We start from the raw sequence: 21,330 nt of genomic DNA, 5'->3' as shown, positions 1-21,330 counted from the left end.
ATCGCGCAGGACTGCACTCTGTGCTACATGAAAAGGGCGATAAAGGGGATTTTCAGACTTATGCCTGGCTGCGCAACGTCTCTAGCTGGGCGATCAACATCTCTTCAATGAGCTCGCTGCGGCTGATATTACGCGCCTCCGCCAGTTCATTAAGCGCATCGACCGCGTCGGCGTTGAGCTTCAGTTCGACACGCTTAAGCCCACGATTTTTATCGCGTTTAAGCTGATTGCGTTTATTAATACGCAGCTGTTCATCGCGCGAAAGCGGATTCGTTTTCGGTCGTCCCGGTCGACGCTCATTCGCGAACAGATCTAGTGTCGTACGGTCCGTTTGTTCTTTGGCCATGATTCTGAGACTTCGGGGGAAACACGCCGCCCTGCTAATGCCCGGGCGATAAGCGCGCCATCATACATCACCAAAAACGGCACGCCAACGACTGGAAGCCCGCAGCCTTCCAGTCGCTCTCTTTTTAATCAATTTGCAGTATCAGCGAGATAGCGGCGAATGGCGCGCAGTACGGCGTCAGGTTTTTCTGCATGAACCCAGTGTCCGGCCCCGGCAATCACGTGGGCGCGCGCCTGCGGGAACTGCGCCAGCAGCACGTCGCGGTACGCATCGGTGACGTAAGGCGAGTTACCGCCGCGAATAAAGAGGGTAGGGTGCGGCCAGGCGGGGACGGTTTCCCAACCCACGATATTGTTGTACTGGTCCCACAGCACCGGCACGTTAAAACGCCATTGCCCTTCAACGAACGATTTCAGCAGGAACTGCACCACGCCTTCTTCATCAAGATGCTCGCGCATAACGGCCGCGGCCTGCTGACGTGTAGAAACGCCAGCTTCAGTCACCGCATTGATCGCCGCGAAAATCTCATCGTGACGGCGAACGTCGTAATCCACCGGCGCAACGTCAATCACCACAAGCCCGGCAATCCGCTCAGGTGCCAGCGCGGTGAGCGCCAACACCGCTTTGCCACCCATGGAATGCCCGATGAGGGTTACCTTTTGCAGGTTATGGGCGTCCAGCGTATCCAGCAGATCCTGGGCCATTGCCGCGTAGGTCATCTCGTCTGAGCGGCCGGAAAGCCCGTGGTTGCGCATATCCACCTGGAGAATATCGTGGTCGGTAACCAGATCGCGCGCCAGCACGCCCAGATTATCCAGGCTGCCAAACAGCCCGTGAACCAGCACGATGGGGGAATTATTGCTCGGCGATTGTGCAGTTTGCGCTCGGGTATTCAATTTCATGGCAAAGTTCTTTTTTTACGTATGTCAGGTTAGGGTATCATGTTGACCATTCTGCCGCCCGGCTGCAAGGTTCCAGTTTAATCTGACTTTTGCCGCCAACCTGGTTTGACGCTATCCGCTGTTGGGATTTGACCTTATAATCCCAATGACTTGTATTCAGATAAGATATCGCACTGGATTAAGATGAAAACAATCGAAGTTGATGACGAACTCTATCAGTATATTGCCAGCCAGACTCGGCATATCGGGGAGAGCGCGTCCGACATTTTACGGCGCATGCTTAAAATTTCCGCCGCTTCACAGCCTGCCACCCCAGTTTCCAAAGATGTCGTGTCTCAGCCGAGCGTTGTTGCACAAGTCAAACCCGCCGTGACGCCGGTTAAAGATAGAGTGCGCGCGATGCGCGAGCTGCTGCTCTCCGATGAATACGCGGAGCAGAAAAAGGCGGTTAACCGTTTTATGCTGGTACTGTCTACACTTTACTCCTTGGATAACAAAGCGTTTGCTGAAGCGACCGAGTCGCTGCACGGCCGTACCCGCGTCTATTTCGCCGGTGACGAGCAGACGCTGCTGCAAAATGGCAATCAAACCAAACCTAAACATGTCCCTGGCACTCCGTACTGGGTGATCACCAATACCAATACGGGCCGCAAGTGCAGCATGATTGAACACATCATGCAGTCCATGCAGTTCCCGGCGGAATTGATTGAAAAGGTTTGCGGTACAATTTAACCCTTGCATCAGAAGGACCCGGTAATGGCAAATCACAGCCGTGCAGGCCAACCTGCACAACAAAGCGATTTGATTAACGTCGCTCAGCTGACCGCGCAGTATTACGTGCTGAAACCGGTCGTGGGCAACGCAGAACACGCAGTGAAGTTTGGTACATCTGGCCACCGCGGTAGTGCGGCGCGCCACAGCTTTAACGAACCGCACATTCTGGCCATTGCTCAGGCCATTGCGGAAGAGCGCGCTAAAAACGGCGTTACCGGTCCATGCTACGTGGGTAAAGATACCCATGCGCTGTCTGAACCGGCGTTTATTTCCGTGCTGGAAGTGCTGGCGGCGAACGGTGTGGACGTGATTGTTCAGGAGAACAATGGGTTTACTCCAACGCCTGCGGTTTCAAACGCCATCCTTGTGCACAATAAAAAAGGCGGCGCGCTGGCGGACGGGATCGTTATTACCCCATCCCACAACCCGCCGGAAGACGGCGGCATCAAATACAATCCGCCTAACGGTGGTCCGGCAGATACCAACGTCACCAAAGTGGTGGAAGATCGTGCAAACGCGCTGCTGGCCGACGGCCTGAAAGGCGTTAAACGTATTTCTCTTGATGAAGCGATGGCCTCCGGCCACGTGAAAGAGCAGGATCTGGTTCAGCCGTTCGTGGAAGGACTGGCGGATATCGTCGATATGGCGGCCATTCAGAAAGCCGGCCTGAAGCTGGGCGTGGATCCGCTGGGCGGCTCCGGTATCGAATACTGGAAACGCATCGCTGAGCATTACAAGCTGGACCTGACCATCGTGAACGATCACGTCGATCAGACCTTCCGCTTTATGCACCTGGACAAAGACGGCGCGATCCGTATGGACTGCTCCTCCGAGTGCGCGATGGCGGGCCTGCTGGCGCTGCGTGATAAATTCGATCTGGCGTTTGCTAACGACCCGGATTATGACCGCCACGGCATCGTCACCCCGGCAGGGCTGATGAACCCGAACCACTATCTGGCAGTCGCCATCAACTACCTGTTCCAGCACCGTCCGCAGTGGGGCAAAGAGGTGGCCGTCGGTAAAACGCTGGTCTCTTCTGCGATGATCGACCGCGTGGTCGACGCGCTGGGCCGCAAGCTGGTGGAAGTGCCGGTGGGCTTCAAGTGGTTCGTTGACGGTCTGCACGACGGCAGCTTTGGCTTCGGCGGCGAAGAGAGCGCAGGCGCGTCCTTCCTGCGTTTCGACGGCACCCCGTGGTCGACCGATAAAGACGGCATCATCATGTGCCTGCTGGCGGCTGAGATTACCGCGGTTACCGGCAAGAACCCGCAGGAACACTACAATGAGCTGGCGGCACGCTTTGGTGCGCCAAGCTATAACCGTATTCAGGCTGGCGCGACCTCTGCACAGAAAGCGGCTTTGTCCAAACTCTCTCCTGAGATGGTCAGTGCCAGTACCCTGGCAGGCGATCCGATCACCGCGCGTCTGACGGCGGCACCGGGTAACGGTGCGTCTATCGGTGGCCTGAAAGTGATGACCGAAAACGGCTGGTTTGCCGCGCGTCCATCCGGTACGGAAGATGCGTACAAAATCTATTGCGAAAGCTTCCTCGGCGCTGAGCATCGCCAGCAGATTGAGAAAGAAGCGGTAGAGATTGTCAGCGAAGTGCTGAAAAACGCATAAGTGCGGTTTGTGTGCGGGCTGATGCCCTCACCCCGACCCTCTCCCACAGGGAGAGGGAGAAAACATTAAAAACGGCAACCTCAGGGTTGCCGTTTTGCATTGACCTCGTAGGCCCGGTAAGCGCTAGCGCCACCGGGCTTTTTTTTAACTATGTTTGTTCTTCAATTCAAATCTCGGTGACACCAGACCGTACAGCGTCCAGCCCATAAAGGTCACCATCGCGCCATACAGCATCGCTTCCTGGCCGGATGAGTAGAGCGCATAGAAGCTGTAAATCGCCCCAACCAGCGCCACGATATTCGCCACACGCGCTTTGCGAGGATCCACCTTCGCCACTTTCTGAATGATCACCAGCGCCGCCATCGACAGAATATACGGAATGATGTTCGTCACTACCGCCAGGTTGACCAGCACGTTGAACTGGCTGTTCAGCGACGGGCTAATGGTCATCAGCGACAATCCACTCTGGAAGATGACAATCGCCAGCATACCCTGCACCGGCGCATCCGCTTTGGTTACGCGGGAGAAAATTTTCGGGAAGTAGCCTTCGTCAGCCGAAGATTTAAACACCTGCGCAATGGTGAACTGCCAGCCGAGCAGCGAGCCGCAGCAGGACATGACCATCAGACCCATGATCACTTTCCCGACTTCCGGCGTAAACATCTGGGCGAAGGCCAGACCAAACGGTGCCGTGGAATTAGCCAGATCCATGTTCGGTACGATGCCCGCAATCACGTTGGTTGAAACGATATAGATCACCGCCGCGCCCAGCGTCCCGCCGAGGACCGCAATCGGGACGTTCTTCTCCGGATTCTCCACCACTTCCGCGTTCGCGCAGGCGGATTCCAGACCGAGGAAGGCCCACAGCGTCATGGCGATAGACGAGCCCACTGCGGTAAAGAACGGCACGTGGTGCGGGTTCCAGGAGTTGGCGTACAGCGTCGGGCTAAACCAGAACCAGCCGATGACGCACAGGCCGACAACCGGGATAATTACGCCCCAGACGGTGATGCTGCTGAGCTGCCCGGTGATACGCGCGCCGCCGAAGTTCGCCACGGTGCAGATCCACAGCACCCCGATAGTCGCCAGCCCAATTTGCACCGGGCTAAGCGTCGCGCCAAACAGCTCTGTACCGTAACCCACGGCGGAAATGGCAATCGCCACGTTGGCGATCAGCAGCGACACGCCGTAGGTGTAGTTCGCCATAAAGTTGCCGGACTTGCCGAAGGCGTACTCGGCATAGCCGCCCATCCCGCCTGACTTGCGGCTGAACATCCCGCACTTGGCAAACGCCCACGCCAGCGCCATCGAGCCGACGGCCGTCACCAGCCAGGAGATGATTGAGATGGTCCCCACTTCGGCAAGCTTGGTGGGCAGCATAATAATCCCGGATCCCATCATGTTAACCATGGTGAGGATAGTCAGCTGCACCACGCCCATCTTATTGGACTTGCTCATAATTTTTCTCCTTTCAGCAGCGATGGCTGAGCAGCAGGTTGTTTGATGACGTAGCAGCGAACCTGTTTGCGCCCATCACACTCCTCGACGTACACACCCTGCAGCTCCGGCGCGAAGCCAGGCAGAAGGTTGATCCCCTCTTCCAGTGCGGCAAAGTAGCGCAGCACGGAACCGCCCCAGACTTCACCCGGCACAACGCACAGTACCCCCGGTGGGTAAGGGAGCGCGCCTTCAGCGGCAATGCGGCCTTCCGCGTCGCGCAGTGAAACCAGCTCGACCTCACCGCGCAGATAGGCATAGTTCGCCTCTTGCGGGTTCATCATCACGCGTGGGAAGTAAGATTTGCGGAACATCTCTTTTTGCAGTTGCTTCACGTTGTGGCGGGCGTACAGGTCGTGCATCTCCTGGCAGATCTGGCGCAGGGTGTAGCCCGCGTAACGTTCCGGATGCTGTTTATAGAGAGAAGGCAGGACGTCTTTCAGCGGCACATCGCTCTCAAGCAGTTTTTCGAAGCGCACCAGCTGGGCGACCAGCTGCTGCAGCTTGCCCATGTCCTCCGCAGGTGTGAGCAGGAACAGGATCGAATTGAGGTCGCATTTTTCCGGCACGATGCCGTTTTCACGCAGGAAGTTGGCGAGGATAGTAGCGGGCACGCCGAAGTCGTCATATTCGCCGGTGCGCGCGTTAATACCCGGCGTGGTCAGCAGCAACTTGCACGGATCGATAAAATACTGGTGCTCAGCGTAACCTTCAAAGGCGTGCCAGCGTTCACCCGGTACGAAATGGAAGAAGCGCAGATCGGTCGCAATCTCCGCCGTGTCCCAGCTTTCCCAGGCGCTGCCATCCACCGTCTCGGGCACGAACGGACGAATAAACCGGCAGTTCTCCAGGATCAGCTTGCGCGCCTCGATGCCCGTCACCACGCAGTCCATCCACATATTGCGACCGCTCTGTCCTTCGTGCATACGGGCGTTAATGTCCAGCGCGGCAAACAGCGGATAGAACGGGCTGGTGGAAGCGTGCATCATAAAGGCATTATTCAGCCGCTTATGTGGGACATAGCGCTGCTGACCTTTGATGTGGCTGTCTTTCTTGTGAATTTGCGAGGTCTGCGAGAAGCCAGCCTGCTGTTTATGCACGGACTGGGTAACCAAAATCCCCGGATCGTTTTCGTTCAGCTCCAGCAGCAGCGGAGAGCAGTCGGCCATCATCGGAATAAACTGCTCGTAACCCACCCACGCAGAGTCAAACAGGATGTAATCACACAGGTGCCCAATCTTATCCACCACCTGACGGGCGTTATAGATGGTGCCATCGTAGGTACCCAGCTGGATCACCGCCAGACGGAAAGGACGTTCGTCACGTGCGCGGCCCGGCGCCACCTCCGATACCAGCTCGCGCAGGTAACTCTCCTCAAAGCAGTGTGCGTCAATGCCGCCGATAAAGCCGTACGGGTTGCGCGCGGTTTCCAGATAGACCGGCGTAGCGCCTGCCTGGAGGAGGGCACCGTGATGGTTAGATTTATGGTTATTACGGTCGAACAGCACCAGGTCACCAGGGGTGAGCAGGGCGTTAAGCACCACTTTGTTGGATGACGAGGTGCCATTCAGCACGAAGTAGGTCTTATCGGCATTAAATACCTTTGCCGCATGCTGCTGGGCGATGCACGGAGCGCCTTCGTGGATCAGCAGATCCCCCATCGCCACGTCGGCGTTGCACAGGTCGGAGCGGAAAAGCGTCTCACCAAAGAAATCGACAAACTGATTACCGGCAGGATGGCGGCGGAAGAACTGGCCACCCTGATGCCCCGGGCAGTCGAAGGCGCTGTTGCCCTGCTTCACATAGTCGACAAGCGCGCGGAAAAACGGCGGGCGCAGTTGGGTTTCATATTTCTGCGCGGCCGCTTCCAGCTGACGTCCGTAAAAGTCGTTGCTGGTGTCTGAATGTTCAAATACGCCATGAATGCGTGATAAATACTCTGCCGGGATAATCTCTTCTTTGTGCGTCGCGACAAAGACGGGAATGCCAAAACCGGTGGCTTCAATTTCGTCCAGTATGCCGCAGGAAATATCGCTGACCGCCAGAACAATGGCGGCTACATCAATATAATCAGAAGTACGGATATCCACCATTTCACGCTGGGTAACAAAGCAGTCCGGACATGCACGGCTGGCTGCGATTTTTAACTTTTTCATCTTTCTCTCTTTATTTTAGGTAATATGCGTCCCTCGATTTCTTGCAAAAAAGAAATCGATAGTTTTCCGGAAAAAAAGCAAAGCGTGGCCACTGATTAAAATCAGTAAATTGCTTTTTGATAATTGAAATTCAGTCCGCCCGGTTGCGGATGAGTCTGAATCTGATTGAATGAGCGCACGAGTTCACAGGCAATGACCTGTAAAATAAGATGTTTCAGGATGACCTGTAAGCGAGTGCGCCAGAAGTCGAAGGACTACCGGGCATTAAAGAGATGAAAGTCAAAGCAGTTTCGGTGGGCAAACATCATGATATGTGTTGTCCGCCTTATATGGGGCATTAAACTATTGTTGTTTTCCATGTTTCATTTTCCTTTCAGCAATTGAAAGCATGGTCATTTTATCCAGGAAAAGGCGATTAACTGTGAAACAGATCACCATTACCCGATCATTTCAGAAATAAATAATCGTTTTTGATGAATATAGCAGATCAAAATTCTGATTTGTTGATGATGCGTTAATGGATTGTTTTATCAATGTTCAAAATGAAAAAAAATAACCAAAAAAATAATCTTATGATTATTTATGAAATATTTTCTGATGGGATTGTTTTTATTTAAAAAATAAAGTGAATAGTTATTCAAAGCATAAACCGATAACCGATACCGGTTTCAGTTAATAAATGGCGAGGGCGAGCGGGGTCAACTTCAAGTTTCTGGCGAAGATGCCCCATATATATGCGTAAATAGTGACTATGTTCCACCGCGTTGGGTCCCCACACCTGACTTAACAGCTGGCGCTGGGTGAGTACCTTCCCGTGATTATTAAGCAGCACGGCGAGCAGACGAAACTCGATTGGCGTGAGATGGATTTCTTCTTCACCGCGAACAATACGTCGCGCGGCCAGATCAACCCGGATATCCCCAAACGTGTAGGTCGGGTCAGCAGGCGTGGTTGCGCTGTGGCGGCGCAGCGCCACGCGCAGGCGAGCCTGCAGCTCGCCAATCCCGAAAGGTTTAATCAGATAGTCGTCCGCCCCGGCATCCAGCGCCGCGATTTTATCCGTCTCTTCAGTACGGGCGGAGAGCACCAGGATCGGCATCTGGCTCCACTGACGAACCTCGCGAATAAAATCGATACCGTCACCGTCCGGCAGGCCAAGATCGAGGATCACCAGGTCCGGCTTGCGGGTCGCGGCTTCAATTAACCCCCGTTGAAGGGTACCGGCATCATGAACGCGCAGACCGTCTCCTTCCAGCGCAGCGCGCAGAAACCGGCTAATGGCGATTTCATCTTCAACAATCAGAACGTTGATCACAAATCCTCTGGTAATTCATTAAGTTCTGGCGGAGTTTCCAGTGGAAGTGTAACACAAAACCTTGCGCCCCCTTCCGGACGATTCTCTGCGGAAATGGTCCCGCCATGAACGTCAATAATCGCCTGGCAAATGGCCAGCCCCAGCCCAACGCCCGGAATGGCCGACTCCTTATTACCGCGCGCGAATTTTTCGAAAATCGCCATCTCCTGTCCGGCAGGAATGCCCGGGCCGGTATCCCAGACGTCAAGACGCAGCGTTCCGTCGTTAACGGTCGCATCCACGCCGATCTGCGCGCTGGCACCCGCATATTTGCCGGCGTTTTCCAGCAGGTTGATCAGCACCCGTTCAAACAGCGGACCGTCGACGTGAATTAAGGTCAGCGGCTCGGGCATGTTCAGCGCAATATGGCGTCCACCGAGGCCGGGTTCCAGCATTTTCAGGGCGCTGCCTACCACTTCTTCGAGCGTGAGCCACTCTTTTTTGAGGTTAAAACCGCCTGACTGGATCCGCGCCATATCAAGCAGGTTATTCACCAGGCGCGTGGTATTCAGCACATGCTGGCGGATCTCGCTGGCCTGGATGGCGTGTTTAGAGCCTTCCGCCGCCAGATCCAGCGTCAGGATTTCTGACTGACCAAACAGGACGGTGAGCGGGGTTCGCAGATCGTGAGAAAGCGCCGCCAGCAGCGAGTTACGAATGCTTTCCCGCTCGCTCGCCAGCCTGGCCTGCTCTTCGCTGGCGGTAAGCGCCAGCCGCTCCAGCGCGCTGGCAACCAGCAGGGTGAAGGTCTCGAGCAGCCGTTGCTGTTCGGGGATCATCAGCTGGCGCAGGTTGGTGGGCTCAACAATCACCAGCCCCTGATTTTTATCGGCACTGCGCAGCGGCAGAATTTGATAGGGTACGCCGGGCAGGGTGTCGGTCCCTGCGCCCGCCGGTAGCCCTTTATCAAAGCTCCAGCGGGCGATGGCTTCGTCCCAGGGCGTCATGCCCGAGGCCGACGTCAGCGGGCGCAGCTTGCCGTGCTCGTCCGGGAGTAAAATCAGGTTGCTGGCATGAAACGTCGAGCGGATAAACTGCTCGCTGGTCTGCACAATATCCAGCGGCGTGCGGCCCACAGCCAGCGATTTCGACATCTCATAGAGATGGCGCGTTCGCTGTTCGCGATAGCGGGCGATACGCGCCTGGTAGCGCACGCCCGCCGTTAAGTTCCCGATCACCAGCCCGACGGTGAGCATGACGGCGAAGGTGAGGATGTACTGTACGTCCGAAACCGCGAGCGTCCCGCTTGGGGCAATAAAGAACAGATCGAAGCTGATGACGTTGACTACCGTCGCCAGTACCGACGGCCAGCGTCCGTAAAAGAGCGCTACTACCACCACGCCAAGGAGGTAAATCATCACCAGGTTGGCCGCATCAAAGGCAATCAGCCACTGGCTGGCAATCACGGTAATCAGGGCGCAGAGCACAACGGCAACAAAACAGCCGCGAAGCTGAATGCGCCATTTATCGCTGAAGGCACGGCTGTCCGGCGTGCGGCTGGGGAGGGGAGCAGGTTTATCATCCAGCGCCACGATCACCAGGTCCAGATCCGGCGCGCGGCGGGCCAGCTTGTCGGCAAAGGATTCGCGGCTAAACCAGCGGCGGTGCTGGCGACGGCCAATCACGATTTTCCCCAGGTTGTGCTCACGGGCGTAGCGCAGAATGGCTTTATCTTCCTGAGGATCGGAAAGGGTGGCCGTTTCAGCGCCCAGCTCCTGCGCCAGGCGTAGCGAACTCAGGATCGCGCGGCGCTGATTTTCGGGCAGAGCGTGCAGCTGCGGTGTTTCGACATACACCGCATGCCAGACGCTGCCAAATTTGGCCGCCAGACGAGCGGCGGTGCGGACCAGCTTTTCATTGCCGCTGCCGTGTCCCACGCACAGCAGAATGGCATCCCGCGTATGCCAGACGCGTTCCTGACCCTGCAGGTCACGCCAGGCGCGCATCTGATCGTCGACGCGATCGGCAGTGCGACGCAGGGCCAGTTCGCGCAGGGCAATCAGGTTACCTTTGCGGAAGAAGTGTTCGATGGCGCGCTCGGCCTGGCCAGCGATATAGACTTTCCCTTCGTGCAGGCGCTGACGCAAATCGTCGGGGGGGAGATCGACCAGCACCACTTCATCGGCAGAATCAAAGAACGGGTCGGGCACCGTCTCCCGTACCTGAATGCCGGTCACGCCGCTCACCACGTCGTTCAGGCTTTCAAGATGCTGAACGTTAACCGTGGTGAAAACATCAATACCGGCTTCGAGCAGCTCTTCCACATCCTGCCAGCGCTTTGGGTGACGCGAGCCCGGCGCATTGCTGTGCGCCAGTTCGTCCATCAGGATAAGGGCGGGACGGCGGGCGAGGGCGGCATCAATATCAAACTCCGTGACTAAACGACCACGGTGGCTGATGCGGCGGGGCGGCTGGGTCGCCAGCCCCTTCAGCAGCGATGCTGTCTCTTTACGTCCGTGGGTTTCAACCACGCCGATCAGAATATCGAGCCCCTGCGCCCGAAGCCGCTGGGCTTCCGTCAGCATGGCGAAGGTTTTCCCGACGCCTGCGCAGGCGCCAAAGAAAATTTTCAGTTTGCCGCGATGGGCTTCAGCTGTCTGTTCAAGCAGCCTGTCCGGATCCGGGCGCATTGGCTCGTCGGTCATTTAGTTTTTCCTTAGCGCGTCCAGCGCCAGATTCAGCTCAACAATATTCACCACGGGCATGCCGATAAAGCTGACCAGCGGCTTTTGCGTGTGCTCTGCCACCAGCTTGCTCACCTGTTCGACGGTCAGCTGACGGGCGGCGGCGACGCGCGGGATTTGCCATGCCGCTGCTGCCGGCGTCAGGCTGTAGTCCAGTCCGCTGGCCGAGGCGGTTACCAGTTCCACGGGCACCTCACGGCTGGCCTGCGGATTGGCGGCGCGCAGGGCCGCCACGCGCTCAGCGACGGCTTTATCCAGCTCCGGGTTGCTGCCCGCCAGGTTACTGCCGCCGGACGCCATCGGATTATACGGGCTTTCGGCAGTGGCGGAAGGGCGTCCCTGGAAGTAACGGGCATCCGTAAAGTTCTGCCCGATCAGGCGTGAACCGCGGTTTTCACCGTTTTGCATAATCAGCGAGCCGTTGGCCCGATCCTTAAACCACCACTGGCCCAGCGCGGTGGTCACCAGCGGGTACAGCCCCCCGGTAATGAGAGACAGCAGAATAAACAAAAGTATAGCGGGGCGTAACATCGTCATTTGATTCACCTTTTAAACCAGGCCGAACAGCGTCAACAGCAGGTCGATAGCTTTGATACCGATGAAAGGCACCACCAGCCCACCCAGGCCGTAAATCCACAGATTCCGGCGCAGCATGGCGGCGGCGGTCAGCGGCTTATAGCTCACGCCTTTCAGCGCCAGCGGGATCAGGAAGACAATAATCAGGGCGTTAAAAATCACCGCGCTGAGAATGGCCGAGGACGGGGAGTGCAGGTGCATCACGTTCAGCGCATTGAGCTGCGGATAGGTGGCCGCAAAGGCCGCCGGGATAATAGCGAAATATTTTGCCACGTCGTTGGCGATACTGAACGTGGTCAGCGACCCGCGCGTCATCAGCATCTGCTTGCCAATGTGCACAACCTCAATCAGCTTGGTCGGGTTAGAGTCGAGGTCGACCATGTTGCCCGCCTCTTTTGCCGCCTGGGTACCGGAGTTCATCGCCACCGCCACGTCGGCCTGCGCCAGGGCAGGGGCATCGTTGGTACCGTCACCCGTCATCGCCACCAGGCGGCCTTCCGCCTGATACTGACGAATCAACGCCAGCTTCGCTTCCGGCGTGGCTTCGGAAAGGAAATCATCTACGCCCGCTTCGGCGGCAATCGCCGCGGCGGTAAGACGGTTATCCCCGGTTATCATCACCGTTTTAATACCCATTTTACGCAGCTGGGCAAAGCGCTCTTTAATACCGCCTTTGACGATATCCTTCAGGGCAATCACGCCCAGCACGTTCGAGCCTTCTGCCACCACCAGCGGCGTGGCCCCCTGACGGGCAACGCTTTCGACCAGCTTGTCCACCTCGGGCGGGAAGTGGCCGTTGTTGGCTTCAATGTGGCGACGGATGGCGTCAACGGAGCCTTTACGGATCATGCGATCCTGAATGTTAATGCCGCTCATGCGGGTCTGCGCCGTGAAGGGCACGAAAGTAGCGTGCAGGCTCTGCACGTCGCGCTGGCGCAGGTTGAAGCGCTGTTTCGCGAGAATCACGATGCTGCGGCCTTCCGGGGTCTCATCGGCAAGTGAAGAGAGCTGCGCGGCATCTGCCAGCGTTTTTTCATCCACGCCGGGAGCGGGTAAAAATTCTGACGCCTGGCGGTTACCGAGGGTGATGGTCCCGGTTTTATCCAGCAGCAAGACATCCACGTCACCGGCGGCTTCAACCGCGCGCCCGCTGGTGGCAATGACGTTGGCACCCAGCATGCGGCTCATACCAGCCACGCCGATGGCTGATAGCAGGCCGCCAATGGTCGTTGGGATCAGGCAGACCAGCAGCGCCACCAGCACGGTGACGGTGACCGCGGTGCCGCCGTAGGCCGAGAATGGCCACAGCGTCGCGGTTGCCAGCAGGAAGACGATGGTCAGGGCCACCAGCAGAATGGTCAGGGCGATCTCGTTCGGCGTTTTGCGGCGCTGCGCGCCTTCTACCATGGCGATCATCCGGTCGAGGAAGGTTTCGCCCGGGTTGACGCTGCACTGAATGACCAGCCAGTCGGAAAGAATGCGCGTCCCGCCGGTTACGGAGGCGAAATCGCCGCCGGATTCACGGATCACCGGCGCGGATTCCCCGGTAATGGCGCTTTCATCCACCGATGCGCCACCTTCAATCACTTCTCCGTCGCACGGGATGATGTCGCCAGCTTCTACCAGCACCACATCACCTTTACGCAGTTCATCTGCCGGAACGTGGTCCATCTGCGCGCCGTATTTCGGTTCACGTAATTTCCGCGCAAACGCCGTTTTTTTCACCCCTTTCAGGCTGTTGGCCTGCGCTTTACTCCGGCCTTCCGCCAGCGCTTCGGCAAAGTTGGCGAACAGCACGGTAAACCACAGCCACAGGCTGATGGCCCCGGTAAACATCGCATTCCCCGACATGTGGCCCGTTACCATGGCGATTGCCAGTACGGTGGTCAGGATGCTGCCCGCCCAGACGATAAACATCACCGGGTTGCGCCACTGCACGCGCGGGCTCAGCTTTTTTACCGCATCCATGAGCGCCTGACGAACTAACGACGGTTCGAGCAGGGCCAGTTGTTTACGACTCATGACAAATACTCCGCAAAATCAGCGTAAAGAGAGAGTTTCCGCGACCGGGCCTAGCGCGAGGGCGGGGATAAAGGTCAGGGCGCCGACCAGCAAAACGGTGCCCGTCAGCAGGCCGATAAACAGCGCGCCGTGTGTCGGTAATGTCCCGGTGGTGGTCGGTTGAATTTTTTTATTCACCAGCGATCCGGCGATCGCCATGACCGGCACAATCACCCCGAAGCGCCCCACAAACATGCAGAACGCCAGCAGGCAGTTCCAGAACGGAGAGTTGGCGCTTAGGCCCGCAAAGGCGCTGCCGTTGTTGTTGGCGGCAGATGAAACGGCATACAACACTTCGCTGAAGCCATGAATGCCCGGGTTAAAGATGCCGCTGCGTCCGGCCTCGGTCATCAGCGCCAGCGCGGTGCCGAGCAGCACAAGGGCTGGGGTGACCAGAATCGCCAGCGCGGTTAATTTCATCTCGCGAACGTCGATTTTTTTACCGAGGTATTCCGGGGTGCGGCCAATCATCAGACCGGCAATAAACACCGCCAGCAGCACGAACAGCAGCATGCCGTAAAGACCCGAGCCCACGCCGCCAAACACCACCTCGCCGATCTGCATCAGCCACATCGGGATCATCCCGCCCAGCGCGGTAAAGGAATCATGCATGGCATTGACGGCCCCGCACGATGCCGCCGTGGTGACCACCGCGTAGAGGCTGCTGGCGAGAATGCCGAAGCGGCTCTCTTTACCTTCCATGTTGATAGTGCTGTCAGCCCCAAGCTGCATGAAATGGGGGTTGCCGCTCCATTCAGCCCACATCACCAGCACCACGCAGACCACGAAGATCAGCGACATGGTCCAGAGCAGGGTGCGGCCCTGACGGCGATCGTTGACCACATCACCAAAGGCGAAACAGAGCGCGGCGGGGATCAGGAAGATCGCCAGCATCTGCACCAAATTGGTCAATGCAGTCGGGTTTTCAAACGGATGCGAAGAGTTGGCGTTGAAGAAGCCGCCGCCGTTGGTGCCAAGCATCTTAATCGCCTCCTGCGATGCCACCGGCCCCATCGGCAGGAGCTGTTTTGCTCCTTCCAGCGAGGTATAAGCGGCATAAGGCAGCAGGTTTTGCAGGGTGCCTTGCTGAATAAAGAACAGCGCGATAAGCAGCGCAATCGGCAGCAGGATCCACAGCGTAATGCGCGTTAAATCCACCCAGGCGTTACCCAGGGTACTGATTTTCTGACGCGCGAACGCGCGCGTTAGCGCGAAGATCACCGCGATACCGCTGGCGGCAGAGAGGAAGTTCTGCACGGTTAATCCAGCCATCTGGCTGAAATAGCTCAGCGTGGTTTCACCGGCATAGGACTGCCAGTTGGTGTTGGTGACAAAGCTCACCGCCGTGTTCAGGGCAAGATGCCAGGACAGGCCCGGTAACTGTTGCGGATTCAGCGGCAGGCTACCCTGCAGCATCAGCATGGCAAAAAGCGCAATGAGCCCAACGATATTCAGCAGCAGAATGGCAAACAGATACTGACGCCAGTTCATCTCACGATCGTCGATTCCCAGAACACGCCAGATCCCTTTTTCAACGCTTCCCGTGCCGGGCAAGGGGACGTTGTTGATAAGCCGTGCCAGCCCTGATCCCAGTGGCCGTGCCAGGACGAACAGGACCACGAAGAAGCTGGCGATAAGCAAAAACGCCTGAGCAGCCATCAGAATGCCTCCGCATTAATCAGGGCATAAACCAGATAACCCAATAACAGGAACACCAGCACGATGCCGGCAATAAGACCTGCACTCACAATCCACCTCCGGGTGACTTTTGTTGTTGTGCTAACGGTAGGATTTACGGCGCAAAGATTTCGCAAAAATGAGGAGGGCGGGTGTAAAAAAAGTATAAAAATGGCAAAAACCACAATTTAACTATTGGTAAGTAAATCGTTAACTTTTTTGTAACTTAATTACGGCGCGAATGTAAATATTCACTAAATGGATAAAAATAAGTGGTCGGATGAGTAGTAAAATTACAAACAAAGCGATATTATTTTAGCCAGGTCACAGATTTCACATTTTCCGGAGAAGGTTTCCGGCCAACTACAGGGGAGAAAAATATGGATCTTTATAAAGAGTATCCGGCTCATATCGTGTTCATGCGTCGCACTTTCGCCGTAGTGGCTGGCGTGCTGGCTCTGCCGGTGATGTTGTTCTGGAAAGATCGCGCACGTTTTTACAGCTATCTGCACCGCGTCTGGGCGAAAACCAGCGAGAAGCCGGTGTGGATGGATCAGGCCGAGAAAGCGACCTGCGATTTCTATTGATACAACGCTGACGCGTAGCCATAAAAAAACCGCCAATAGCAATATGGCGGTTTTTTTGTCCCTCGGGATTCGCGGTCCGTTGGGTGGTCTTCAGGCTCTCACACAGAGGCTTACAAGCATACGTCTGCAGGGTGTATTAGCAAACGCTTCTGTCCTAAATATATTCTTAAAAACAGGTTCATTGGATTACGTTTTGCTCAAGTGATGTTTACCATGCTGCGTCCCTTTCCGCCATCTTCGCAAATGGGCACCGGTCCCGGGAGAGGTGTTACAACAACCGTAAGTCAGGCTCCCACACAGAGCTTGTGTCCACCGATTTATCACCGGTGGTGAACGGTGGAGCGGTTAGCAGCAGGGACCGCATAGTGAAACGCTATTTATGCATCGCGTTCATTGTCGCCAGCGTACTCGTTGTAAAGAGTGATAAACCGGATGTGTTTGTTGCTTTAACCCCGATAGCGCAGGACAAGTAGCGTTAAGGCCGCCCCGGGCGGCCTTTTTTATTTCATCCCGTCTACACTTCATGGCAAAGTAGTTCGATGCATGCTTTTTCCTTTTACGGCATGCCCTTACGGACATAATGGACAATAGCCAGGAGTTTTATGCCCACCCATCTGGTTTGGTTTCGCGCGGATCTGCGCGTACATGACAACATCGCACTCGCGGCGGCCTGTCGCGCAAAAGACGCGAATGTTCTGGCCCTGTTTATCGCCACGCCTGAGCAGTGGCAGCAGCATGCTATGGCTCCGCGGCAGGCGGCTTACCTCAAATCACACCTGAACGAACTGCAGCGCGCGCTTGCTGAGAAAGGCATTCCGCTGATCTACAAAGAGGTCAGCGATTTTACCGCGCAGCTTCATATGCTGCAGGAGATATGCCAGCAAAACGGCGTCACGCATCTTTTTTACAACTATCAGTACGAATTCAACGAGCAGCAGCGCGACCGCCAGCTGGAGAAGATGCTGGAAGGGATGGTCTGCGAAGGGTTTGATGACAGCGTGATGCTGCCACCGGGCAGCGTGATGACCGGCAATAATGAGATGTATAAAGTTTTCACGCCGTTTAAAAACGCCTTTATCAAGCGCCTCAAGGAGGCGCTGCCGGAGTGCGTTGCCGCGCCTGCTGCGCGGGGCGAACCCGTGACTAATCTGCCTGACCTGACGTTTGATTATCCTCAGCAGCCGTTTGATGAAATGCTTTTTCCCGCCGATGAAAAAGCGGCGATCGCCCAACTACGGCAGTTCTGCAAGCAGGGGGCGGCGGAATACGACGCGCGTCGGGATTTCCCCGCTATTGAAGGCACCAGCCGCCTGTCGGCCTGTCTGGCGCTGGGCGCGATCTCGCCACGCCAGTGTTTGCATCGCCTTCTGGCCGAACAGCCGCAGGCGCTGGACGGTGGGGCAGGTGCCGTCTGGCTGAACGAACTTATCTGGCGCGAATTCTATCGCCATCTGATGACGTATCATCCCGATCTCTGTAAGCATCGTCCGTTTATTCCCTGGACCGATAACGTAAAATGGCAGCACGATGAGGCGCTTTTACAGGCTTGGCAAAGCGGGCAGACGGGCTACCCGATTGTTGATGCGGCCGTGCGCCAGCTGAATGAGACCGGGTGGATGCACAACCGTCTGCGAATGATTACCGCCAGCTTCCTGGTGAAGGATCTGCTTATCGACTGGCGCGTCGGGGAGCGCTATTTTATTTCTCAGCTGATCGATGGCGATCTGGCGGCGAATAACGGGGGCTGGCAGTGGGCGGCCTCCACCGGAACCGATGCGGCACCCTATTTCCGGATTTTTAATCCGACCACTCAGGGGCAAAAATTTGATGCCAACGGCGATTTTATTCGCAGCTGGTTGCCCGCGCTCAGGAACGTTCCTGCGAAGGCGATCCACGACCCGTGGGCATGGGCGGATAAACAGGGCGTAAAGCTCGATTATCCCCGCCCAATTGTTGACCATAAACAGGCGCGCGTCGCCACGCTGGCGGCGTACGAAGCCGCCCGCAAAGTTTGAGAGAATGATGATGAAAAACAGTGAACTGGAACGCCTGATTAACGAAAAACTTAACGCCACCTCCTTCAGCGACTACGGCCCGAATGGCCTGCAGGTGGAAGGTCGCGAAACGGTGCAAAAAATCATCACCGGCGTGACGGCAAGTCAGGCGCTGCTGGATGAAGCGGTCCGTCAGGAAGCCGACGCGGTGATCGTCCATCACGGTTACTTCTGGAAAAACGAATCGCCGATTATCCGCGGCATGAAGCGTAACCGCCTCAAAACGTTGCTGGCGAATGACATCAACCTGTACGGTTACCACCTGCCGCTGGACGCGCATCCGGAGCTGGGCAACAACGTCCAGCTGGCGCAGCTGTTGGGCATAACCGTAATGGGTGAAATCGAGCCGCTGGTGCCGTGGGGCGAACTTTCAATGCCGGTACCGGGTCTGGAGCTGGCCTCGTGGATCGAAGCGCGTCTGGGGCGTCGTCCGCTGTGGTGCGGCGACACCGGGCCAGATACCGTGAAGCGTGTGGCCTGGTGTACAGGCGGCGGCCAGGGCTTTATCGATAGCGCCGCGCGCTTTGGCGTTGATGCGTTTATTACCGGCGAAGTCTCCGAGCAGACGGTTCATTCCGCTCGTGAGCAGGGGCTGCATTTTTACGCGGCGGGGCACCACGCCACCGAACGTGGCGGCATCCGCGCCCTCAGCGAGTGGCTGACGGAAAATACCGATCTGGATGTGACCTTTATTGATATCCCTAATCCGGCCTGATGAGAGGTAGTTAAGTGCAGCGAGCGCGTTGTTATCTTCTGGGGGAAACCGCAGTCGTTCTGGAGCTTGAACCGCCGGTGACGCTTGCCACGCAAAAGCGTATCTGGCGGCTGGCACAGCGTCTGCCTGAAATGCCGGGCGTCGTTGAAGCTATACCAGGTATGAATAATATCACCGTGGTGTTGCGTGACCCGCACACGGGGGCGCTGGATGCCATCGAACGCCTTCAGCGCTGGTGGGAGGAGAGCGAAGCACTGGAGCCGGAATCGAGGACGATTGAGATCCCGGTCGTCTATGGCGGCGAGAGTGGTCCCGATCTGGGCGTGGTAGCCGAACACTGTGGACTCACGGAAAAGCAGGTGGTTGAGCTGCACTCCTCGGTGGATTACGTTGTCTGGTTTTTAGGATTTCAGCCGGGATTTCCGTATCTGGGCGGCTTATTGCCCCAGCTGCATACGCCGCGTCGGGCCGAACCGCGCCTGAGCGTTCCCGCGGGAACGGTGGCGATTGGCGGTGAGCAAACGGGGATCTACCCGCTCGCCTCGCCGGGCGGTTGGCAGCTTATCGGGCACACGTCCACGCCGTTGTTCGAGCCCGGACAGGATGCGCCAATACTCCTGCGTCCGGGTGATACCCTGCGCTTTATCCCGCAGAAGGAGGGAGTATGTTAACGCTTATTCGCGCGGGGCTTTACACCTCCGTTCAGGATGCCGGGCGTTTTGGCATGCGCCAGTCCGGCGTGAGCTACTGCGGCGCGCTTGACCGCCCTTCGCTGGAGATTGCCAACCTGCTGGTCGGCAACGCAGGCAGCACGGCGGCGTTAGAAATTACGCTGGGCCAGTGCGTGATTGAATTTGGCCAGGAGACCTGGTTTGCCTTAACCGGCGCAGGCTGTGATGCCACGCTGGACGGCAAAGCGGTGTGGACCGGCTGGCGTCTGCGGGCGAAGGCCGGGCAGAGACTGACGCTCAAGCGTCCACGCCACGGCGTGCGTAGCTATCTCGCAGTAGCGGGCGGCATCGACGTGCCGGAGGTGCTGGGCTCATCCAGTACCGATCAAAAAGCGGGCATCGGTGGTCATGAAGGGCGCCTGATGCGCGACGGCGATCGCCTGGCGATTAAGCCCTCCGCGCGTCATTTCTCGACCACTCAGGGCGTGAAGCAGCTGCTGTGGGGGAACGTGATCCGCGCCTTACCGGGGCCGGAATATCAGGAGTTTGATGAAGCCTCAAAAGAGTCTTTCTGGCGCTCACCGTGGAAAATCAGCCCGCAGAGTAACCGCATGGGTTACCGCCTGCAGGGACAGCCGCTGACCCGTACGACTGACCGGGAGCTGCTTTCCCACGGTTTATTGCCTGGCGTGATTCAGGTGCCGGGCAACGGGCAGCCCATCGTGTTAATGAACGACGCGCAAACCACCGGCGGTTACCCGCGCATTGCCTGCATTATCGAAGCGGATCGCTACCATCTGGCGCAAATTCCTCTCGGCCAGCCGATTCATTTCGTGCAGTGTTCGCTGGAGGAGGCACTGAAGGCGCGGCAGGATCAGCAGCGTTATCTCGAACAGCTGGCGTGGAGGCTTGATGGTAAAGATTGATTTGAATGCCGATCTGGGGGAGGGCAGCCGCGCCGATGCGGAACTGATGACCCTGGTCTCCTCGGTCAATATCGCCTGCGGCTTTCACGCGGGCGATGCGCAGACCATGCTGGAGAGCGTGCGTAATGCCATTAAAAACGGCGTGGCGATTGGGGCTCACCCGAGCTTCCCTGACAGGGATAACTTTGGCCGCACGGCGATGGACCTGCCCCCTGAGACGGTCTACGCTCAGGTGCTCTACCAGATTGGCGCGCTGGAGGCGATAGTGCGCGCTGAGCACGGCGTGCTGCGCCACGTAAAGCCGCACGGCATGCTCTACAATCAGGCGGCGAAAGATGCCGCTCTTGCGGACGCCATCGCCCGTGCGGTGCGAGACTGCAATCCGCAGCTGATTCTGGTAGGCCTGGCGGGCAGCGAGCTTATTCGTGCCGGAGAACGGCTGGGGCTGACGACGCGGCAGGAAGTGTTTGCCGATCGGGGATACATGCCGGACGGTAGCCTGGTTCCGCGTACGCAGGCTGGTGCGCTGATTACTGATGAAAGCAAAGCGCTGGCGCAGACGCTGGAGATGGTGCGCGCCGGGCGGGTGACCGCCGTGGATGGAACATCCGTAAACGTTCAGGCCGATACGGTGTGTTTACACGGCGACGGCGAGCATGCGCTCCAGTTCGCGCGTCGCCTGCGGGCGGCGTTCTCTGAAGAGGGCATTCTCGTCAGCGCCGAATAA

Annotated in this window: 19 protein-coding genes; 8 read left to right on the top strand and 11 right to left on the bottom strand. The window is 57.2% G+C overall.

The window, feature by feature from the left end:
* Window positions 1–58: 58 nt before the first annotated feature.
* Window positions 59–346 carry a LexA regulated protein gene (gene ybfE / locus D5066_RS03695; protein ID WP_014883017.1) on the bottom strand — a complete coding sequence of 96 codons (288 nt, stop codon included), beginning with the start codon at window positions 344–346 and terminating at the stop codon, window positions 59–61.
* Window positions 347–474: 128 nt separating this feature from the next.
* Entirely contained in the window at window positions 475–1,248 is a 774-nt protein-coding gene (gene ybfF / locus D5066_RS03690) for an esterase (RefSeq protein WP_119915094.1), read from the bottom strand.
* 183 nt (window positions 1,249–1,431) lie between these two features.
* On the opposite strand from ybfF, the gene seqA reads away from it, so the two are divergent.
* Together seqA and pgm are read left to right on the top strand one after the other, a co-directional pair.
* Window positions 1,432–1,980 (top strand): replication initiation negative regulator SeqA, encoded by a 549-nt coding sequence (seqA, locus tag D5066_RS03685; protein WP_119915093.1) that lies wholly within the window; start codon window positions 1,432–1,434, stop codon window positions 1,978–1,980.
* A gap of 24 nt (window positions 1,981–2,004) precedes the next feature.
* Window positions 2,005–3,645 (top strand): phosphoglucomutase (alpha-D-glucose-1,6-bisphosphate-dependent), encoded by a 1,641-nt coding sequence (pgm, locus tag D5066_RS03680; RefSeq protein ID WP_116343897.1) that lies wholly within the window; start codon window positions 2,005–2,007, stop codon window positions 3,643–3,645.
* Between the two features lie 144 nt (window positions 3,646–3,789).
* Here the strand turns inward: pgm and potE are convergent, their stop codons facing one another.
* From potE to kdpF, 9 genes are all read right to left on the bottom strand, one after another.
* Window positions 3,790–5,103, bottom strand: a complete 1,314-nt coding sequence (potE, locus tag D5066_RS03675) for a putrescine-ornithine antiporter (protein ID WP_080327885.1) — start codon at window positions 5,101–5,103, stop codon at window positions 3,790–3,792.
* Window positions 5,100–7,298 (bottom strand): ornithine decarboxylase SpeF, encoded by a 2,199-nt coding sequence (speF, locus tag D5066_RS03670; RefSeq protein WP_119915092.1) that lies wholly within the window; start codon window positions 7,296–7,298, stop codon window positions 5,100–5,102. The genes potE and speF overlap by 4 nt, the downstream gene beginning before the upstream one ends.
* Window positions 7,299–7,552: 254 nt before the next feature.
* The gene (gene speFL, locus D5066_RS03665; RefSeq protein WP_119915091.1) at window positions 7,553–7,657 is read right to left on the bottom strand and encodes a leader peptide SpeFL; all 105 of its coding nucleotides are present in this window, start codon (window positions 7,655–7,657) and stop codon (window positions 7,553–7,555) included.
* 278 nt (window positions 7,658–7,935) lie between these two features.
* Window positions 7,936–8,613, bottom strand: coding sequence for a two-component system response regulator KdpE (kdpE, locus tag D5066_RS03660; protein ID WP_008501074.1), 678 nt, complete (start codon window positions 8,611–8,613; stop codon window positions 7,936–7,938).
* The gene (gene kdpD, locus D5066_RS03655) at window positions 8,610–11,297 is read right to left on the bottom strand and encodes a two-component system sensor histidine kinase KdpD (RefSeq protein ID WP_119915090.1); all 2,688 of its coding nucleotides are present in this window, start codon (window positions 11,295–11,297) and stop codon (window positions 8,610–8,612) included. The genes kdpE and kdpD overlap by 4 nt, the downstream gene beginning before the upstream one ends.
* Window positions 11,298–11,873 carry a potassium-transporting ATPase subunit KdpC gene (kdpC, locus tag D5066_RS03650; protein WP_080327882.1) on the bottom strand — a complete coding sequence of 192 codons (576 nt, stop codon included), beginning with the start codon at window positions 11,871–11,873 and terminating at the stop codon, window positions 11,298–11,300. It abuts the gene before it with no gap.
* Between the two features lie 12 nt (window positions 11,874–11,885).
* Window positions 11,886–13,934, bottom strand: coding sequence for a potassium-transporting ATPase subunit KdpB (gene kdpB / locus D5066_RS03645; RefSeq protein ID WP_119915089.1), 2,049 nt, complete (start codon window positions 13,932–13,934; stop codon window positions 11,886–11,888).
* 18 nt (window positions 13,935–13,952) lie between these two features.
* Window positions 13,953–15,632 (bottom strand): potassium-transporting ATPase subunit KdpA, encoded by a 1,680-nt coding sequence (gene kdpA, locus D5066_RS03640; RefSeq protein WP_119915088.1) that lies wholly within the window; start codon window positions 15,630–15,632, stop codon window positions 13,953–13,955.
* A complete protein-coding gene (kdpF, locus tag D5066_RS03635; RefSeq protein WP_014069365.1) occupies window positions 15,632–15,721 on the bottom strand; it encodes a K(+)-transporting ATPase subunit F in 90 nt (29 codons plus the stop codon). The genes kdpA and kdpF overlap by 1 nt, the downstream gene beginning before the upstream one ends.
* Window positions 15,722–16,030: 309 nt before the next feature.
* Between kdpF and D5066_RS03630 the strand changes: the two genes are divergently transcribed.
* From D5066_RS03630 to pxpA, 6 genes are all read left to right on the top strand, one after another.
* Complete coding sequence (locus tag D5066_RS03630; RefSeq protein ID WP_014069366.1) at window positions 16,031–16,237, top strand: YbfA family protein; 207 nt, start codon at window positions 16,031–16,033, stop codon at window positions 16,235–16,237.
* Window positions 16,238–16,839: 602 nt separating this feature from the next.
* Window positions 16,840–18,252, top strand: coding sequence for a deoxyribodipyrimidine photo-lyase (gene phrB / locus D5066_RS03625; RefSeq protein WP_119915087.1), 1,413 nt, complete (start codon window positions 16,840–16,842; stop codon window positions 18,250–18,252).
* A gap of 10 nt (window positions 18,253–18,262) precedes the next feature.
* On the top strand, window positions 18,263–19,006 hold the full coding sequence (locus D5066_RS03620) for a type 2 GTP cyclohydrolase I (protein ID WP_119915315.1): 744 nt from the start codon (window positions 18,263–18,265) through the stop codon (window positions 19,004–19,006).
* A 14-nt stretch (window positions 19,007–19,020) separates the two neighbouring features.
* A complete protein-coding gene (pxpB, locus tag D5066_RS03615) occupies window positions 19,021–19,677 on the top strand; it encodes a 5-oxoprolinase subunit PxpB (protein WP_119915086.1) in 657 nt (218 codons plus the stop codon).
* Window positions 19,671–20,603 (top strand): 5-oxoprolinase subunit PxpC, encoded by a 933-nt coding sequence (gene pxpC / locus D5066_RS03610; protein WP_119915085.1) that lies wholly within the window; start codon window positions 19,671–19,673, stop codon window positions 20,601–20,603. The genes pxpB and pxpC overlap by 7 nt, the downstream gene beginning before the upstream one ends.
* Window positions 20,590–21,330 (top strand): 5-oxoprolinase subunit PxpA, encoded by a 741-nt coding sequence (gene pxpA, locus D5066_RS03605; protein ID WP_119915084.1) that lies wholly within the window; start codon window positions 20,590–20,592, stop codon window positions 21,328–21,330. Before pxpC ends, pxpA begins: the two co-directional genes overlap by 14 nt.

Source organism: Enterobacter chuandaensis (assembly GCF_003594915.1).
GTDB classification, from domain to species: Bacteria; Pseudomonadota; Gammaproteobacteria; order Enterobacterales; family Enterobacteriaceae; genus Enterobacter; species Enterobacter chuandaensis.
This window is presented reverse-complemented; position numbering and strand designations above follow the sequence as displayed.

Bases quoted from the DNA above. Each gene is read 5' to 3' on its own strand.
- kdpD (WP_119915090.1), bottom strand. From the start codon at position 11,297: ATGACCGACGAGCCAATGCGCCCGGATCCGGACAGGCTGCTTGAACAG.
- pxpA (WP_119915084.1), top strand. From the start codon at position 20,590: ATGGTAAAGATTGATTTGAATGCCGATCTGGGGGAGGGCAGCCGCGCC.
- ybfE (WP_014883017.1), bottom strand. From the start codon at position 346: ATGGCCAAAGAACAAACGGACCGTACGACACTAGATCTGTTCGCGAAT.
- speF (WP_119915092.1), bottom strand. From the start codon at position 7,298: ATGAAAAAGTTAAAAATCGCAGCCAGCCGTGCATGTCCGGACTGCTTT.
- speFL (WP_119915091.1), bottom strand. From the start codon at position 7,657: ATGGAAAACAACAATAGTTTAATGCCCCATATAAGGCGGACAACACAT.
- kdpA (WP_119915088.1), bottom strand. From the start codon at position 15,632: ATGGCTGCTCAGGCGTTTTTGCTTATCGCCAGCTTCTTCGTGGTCCTG.
- kdpB (WP_119915089.1), bottom strand. From the start codon at position 13,934: ATGAGTCGTAAACAACTGGCCCTGCTCGAACCGTCGTTAGTTCGTCAG.
- potE (WP_080327885.1), bottom strand. From the start codon at position 5,103: ATGAGCAAGTCCAATAAGATGGGCGTGGTGCAGCTGACTATCCTCACC.
- D5066_RS03630 (WP_014069366.1), top strand. From the start codon at position 16,031: ATGGATCTTTATAAAGAGTATCCGGCTCATATCGTGTTCATGCGTCGC.
- kdpC (WP_080327882.1), bottom strand. From the start codon at position 11,873: ATGACGATGTTACGCCCCGCTATACTTTTGTTTATTCTGCTGTCTCTC.
- ybfF (WP_119915094.1), bottom strand. From the start codon at position 1,248: ATGAAATTGAATACCCGAGCGCAAACTGCACAATCGCCGAGCAATAAT.
- pgm (WP_116343897.1), top strand. From the start codon at position 2,005: ATGGCAAATCACAGCCGTGCAGGCCAACCTGCACAACAAAGCGATTTG.
- seqA (WP_119915093.1), top strand. From the start codon at position 1,432: ATGAAAACAATCGAAGTTGATGACGAACTCTATCAGTATATTGCCAGC.
- D5066_RS03620 (WP_119915315.1), top strand. From the start codon at position 18,263: ATGAAAAACAGTGAACTGGAACGCCTGATTAACGAAAAACTTAACGCC.
- phrB (WP_119915087.1), top strand. From the start codon at position 16,840: ATGCCCACCCATCTGGTTTGGTTTCGCGCGGATCTGCGCGTACATGAC.
- pxpC (WP_119915085.1), top strand. From the start codon at position 19,671: ATGTTAACGCTTATTCGCGCGGGGCTTTACACCTCCGTTCAGGATGCC.